Annotated in this window: 4 protein-coding genes; 2 read left to right on the top strand and 2 right to left on the bottom strand. The window is 73.7% G+C overall.

The genetic code is table 11. The annotated features are described in order from the left end of the window. Positions 1 to 154: 154 nt before the first annotated feature. Positions 155 to 1138 carry a pirin family protein gene (locus ACFWIS_RS35575; RefSeq protein WP_380464054.1) on the bottom strand — a complete coding sequence of 328 codons (984 nt, stop codon included), beginning with the start codon at positions 1136 to 1138 and terminating at the stop codon, positions 155 to 157. Between the two features lie 119 nt (positions 1139 to 1257). On the opposite strand from ACFWIS_RS35575, the gene ACFWIS_RS35570 reads away from it, so the two are divergent. Then, positions 1258 to 1746 (top strand): carboxymuconolactone decarboxylase family protein, encoded by a 489-nt coding sequence (locus ACFWIS_RS35570; protein WP_380464056.1) that lies wholly within the window; start codon positions 1258 to 1260, stop codon positions 1744 to 1746. 218 nt (positions 1747 to 1964) lie between these two features. Here ACFWIS_RS35570 and ACFWIS_RS35565 read toward each other — a convergent pair whose 3' ends face one another. After that, positions 1965 to 3176, bottom strand: a complete 1212-nt coding sequence (locus ACFWIS_RS35565) for an NlpC/P60 family protein (protein WP_380464058.1) — start codon at positions 3174 to 3176, stop codon at positions 1965 to 1967. 282 nt (positions 3177 to 3458) lie between these two features. On the opposite strand from ACFWIS_RS35565, the gene ACFWIS_RS35560 reads away from it, so the two are divergent. Then, positions 3459 to 3842 (top strand): SH3 domain-containing protein, encoded by a 384-nt coding sequence (locus ACFWIS_RS35560; RefSeq protein WP_380464060.1) that lies wholly within the window; start codon positions 3459 to 3461, stop codon positions 3840 to 3842. The last annotated feature ends 35 nt before the right edge of the window (positions 3843 to 3877 follow it).

Here is a 3877-nt window from a genome sequence, read left to right as displayed (position 1 = left end):
GTGGGGGTGTGGGGGGGGGGGGTGGGGGGGGGCGGGGGGGGGGGGGGGTGGGGGGGGGGGGGCCCCCCGGCGGCCCCGGGGGGGGGGGGGGGGCCGGGGGGGGGGGGGGGGGGGGGCGGGGCCCCCCCCCCCCCCCGACTGGTAACTACCCGGGTCAGCGCACGTTTCCCCGGGGCTTGAGGGGGATGCCGGGGAGCTCTGGGGCGGGGAGGCGGTCGCCCGGGTAGCCGTGGACCTCGCCGAAGCGGTCGGGGTTCGCGGAGCTCATCCACTCCTCGCGTGCTCGGGTGATGTCTTCGTGAGAGCGCCCGATGAAGTTCCACCACATCACGATCTGCTCCTCGAAGGGCGTACCGCCGAGGAGGACGAGGCGGGCCGGGGTGTCGGCGGTGTTGGCGAGGGTCAGGGTGGTGCGGCCGGGGGCGAGGTAGCCGAGGTCGCCGGGGTGGAGGTCGGTGGCGGCGAGGCGGACGTCGCCGTGGTCGACGAGGACGCCGTGCTCGAAGGCCGGGTCGACGGTCAGGGTGACGGTGGCGTGCGGGGCGAGGGTGAGTTCGGCACCGAGCAGCGGGGTGAAGGTGGGGACGGGGGAGGTGTGGCCGGCCAGGGCGCCGAGGAAGACGCGCAGTTCGGCGCCGTCGAGGGTGACGGTCTCGGGGACGTGGTGGTGGAAGTCCCGTGCGGTGTCGCGGTGTTCGTCGGGCAGCACGACCCAGAGCTGGACGCCGTGCAGCACGGTGGTGGCGGGGGTGGAGACCTCGGAGTGGCAGATGCCGTGGCCGGAGGTCATCAGGTTGAGCTCGCCGGGGCGGACGTAGGCGTGGACGCCGAGGCTGTCGCGGTGCTCGATCTCGCCGGTGAAGAGCCAGCTGACGGTCTGCAGGCCGGTGTGTGGGTGCGGGGCGACGTCCATGCCGCCGGTGCGGGCGACGTCGTCGGGGCCGTAGTGGTCGACGAAGCACCAGGCGCCGATGAGCCGGCGGGAGCTGTGCGGCAGGGTGCGGCGGACGGTCATCGCGCGCGGTCCGCCGAGTGGGACGTCCCGGGGGGAGAGCACCTCGACGGGCGGGGCCTCGTACGGGTCCTGCTGGTCCTGCGGTGCGGCGGTGGGGCGCGGCTCGGTCTCGGCGCTGCTCACGGCGGTGGTCCCTCCCGGGTGGTCTCGACTACCAGGTAGTTCTAGATTCAACTATTATGGCATGGCAGAGTGTCGAACGGCAGCGCGCCGATCATGCTACGGGGAGTCGAGGAGTTCAGGTGAGTGAAGTGACGGTGGTTCCGGCGGAGCGGCGGGTCTTCATCGACAAGCAGAGCCCCAAGGCGTACAAGGCGGCGCTCGCCGCCGCCGAGGCGGCCCGGGAGGTCGCGGCCGAGGCCGGGCTGGACCGGCGGCTGGTGGAGCTGGTCAACCTGCGGGTCTCGCAGATCAACGGCTGCGCCTACTGCCTGAACGTGCACACCCGGGCCGCGCTGCGCGAGGGCGAGACCACCCAGCGGCTGGGAGTCCTCCCGGCCTGGCGGGACACCGAGCTGTTCACCGCGCGGGAGCGCGCTGCGCTGGCGCTGGCGGAGGCGACCACCAACCCCTCGGACGCGGCGGCGCAGGAGGCCGCGTACGGGCTGGCGCGCGCGGCGCTCACCGAGGAGGAGATCTCGGCGGCGATCTGGGTGGCGATCACCATCAACTCCTTCAACCGGGTGTCGATCATGAGCAAGCACCCGGTCCGCCCGATGCCGGGGGTCTGAGCGCGGAGCCCGTCGGCAGCCGGTCGGATCCCCCGTTCGGCGTAGTGACTACGTTGGTGGGAGGCCCCGTCGACGAGCCGGCTGAGCTCGCCCGCTTCCACCCCGTGATCACCGTCGCGCCGGAGCCCCGGCCGGGCTGGTGACCGGCCGGGGCTCCCGCCGCCAGGCGCCCCCGGGGGCGGCCGGACTCGGCAGGTGGAGCGTGAGCAGGTCGGAACTCAGCAGGTGGGGACGCCGGGCAGCCAGTCCGGGCCCTTGATGTAGATGTTGGTCATCCATGAGCCGTCGGTGAGGCGGGACCAGGCGTCGTTGGTGTAGCCCTCGGCGGTCACCGTCTGGGCGTGGGCCTGGCAGACCACGTTGACGGTGGTCGGCTGCGGGAAGTAGTCCACGACGCCGGCGTTCACGTTGGCCTCGGAGTGGGTGCGCACTCCGGTGCCCCAGGTCTGGAACGCCTTGCTGCCGCCGCTCGGCGGCGGGGTGGAGGTGCCGCCGCAGTCCGGGACGCCGGGCAGCGACGCCGGGCCCTTGATGTAGATGTTCGTCAGCCAGGAGCCGTCGGACAGCCGGGACCAGATGTCGTTGGTGTAGCCCTCCGCGGTGACCGTCTCGGCGTGCTCCTGGCACATCACCGACACCTGGCCGGGACCGGGGAAGGTGTCCACGACGGACGCGCCGACGCTGGGGGAGGAGTGGGTGCGCACGCCGGTGCCCCAGGTCTCGAAGGTGGTGCCGCCGTTGGCGGGCGGGGGCGGCACCGTGCCGGAGCCGTCGATCCGGACGGCCCCCGCGTAGTCGCCGCCGGTGCGCACCGGCGTGACCCGGATGTGGGTGCCCGACTGGTAGGCCTCCACCATCTGTCCGGCGCCTATGTAGACGGCGACGTGGTGGACGTGGCCGCTGCCCCAGAACATCAGGTCGCCGGGGAGGAGGGGCGCCGAACCCTGGTCCGAGGAGAACCTGGCCGACGCGTGCGAGGTGTGGAACTGGTCGTCGGCCGTGCCGTTGAGCAGGTCGTTCCCGGTGGCCTGGGCGTAGGCGTACCGGGTCAGCCCGGAGCAGTCGAAGCCCTTCCGCTCGTTGTCGTGCTGGCTGGCCGGGTCGACGCCGTCGTAGTAACCGTAGGTGGCGCCGGGCGTGGCGCCGTGGCCGCCGCCCCAGCTGTACCAGACGCCGAGCTGGCCGCACGCGGCGCGGACGGCGGCCTCGGCGGTGGCCGACGCACCCGGGGCGAGGACGTCGCAGGCGGCCTGCTCGGAGGCGGGGGCTGCGGCGGGGGAGGTCGCGGGGGAGGCCGTCGCGGCGTACGCCGTCACGGGCAGGGAGGCGGAGAGGGCGAAGGCGGCGACGGCGGCCAGCGTACGGCTGGCGGTGCGTCGCGTCCTGGTGGTCGTGTTCACGGTGCACGTCCTCGGTCGGCGGTGTGTCATCCGGGGGACCGCGCCGGGGACGTGGCGGTATGCGCGGGCCGTGGTGATGTGCGTCACACCGCCCCGGAGGGAGGGGCGCTCATATCCGCCGGGCCCGTCCGCCGTCTCCCGGATGTCCCGCCGCGCGGCGGAGGCGTTCCGTGTCAGTCGTTCCGTGTCAGTCGTTCCGTGTCAGTCGTTCCGTGTCAGCCGTTCCGTGTCAGCCGTTCCGTGTCAGCCGTTCCGTGTCAGCCGTTCCGTGTCAGCCGTTCCGTGTCAGCCGTTCCGTGTGAGGAGAGTGCCGTGTCCCGCTTCCCGTTCCTCCGCCGCTCCGCCGCCGGGCCCGCCGCCGTGGTGGTGGCCGCCGCGGCCGTGCTGCTGGCCACCGCCCCGACGGCCGGAGCCGTGACGGCCCCCGCCGGCGGCGCGCCCACGTTCGGTCCGTACAGCGTCACGGCGTACGAGACCGTCAACATCCGCACCGGGCCGAACACCTCCTCCCGGGCCTTCGACCGGATCCGGGCCGGGGAGACCCGTACGGACGCCCTCTGCTGGACCCACGGGGAGACCGTCCGGGACCACGGCTACACCAACGACGTGTGGATCGGCTTCACCGAGGGGTGGGCCAGCGCGGTCTACCTCAAGGGGGACGAGTACGCGGGGCTGCCGGCCGATGCGAGGTGCTGAGCCGGTGCGACACGGCGGGGGCGGGGCACGAGCCC

This window comes from Kitasatospora sp. NPDC127060, assembly GCF_042724935.1.
GTDB lineage: Bacteria > Actinomycetota > Actinomycetes > Streptomycetales > Streptomycetaceae > Kitasatospora.
Note: the sequence above shows the minus strand (reverse complement) of the source record. Positions and strands in the feature narration are given on the sequence as shown.

Excerpts from the sequence above, each read along its gene's own strand:
- ACFWIS_RS35565 (WP_380464058.1), bottom strand. The coding sequence starts at position 3,176 with ATGACACACCGCCGACCGAGGACGTGCACCGTGAACACGACCACCAGG.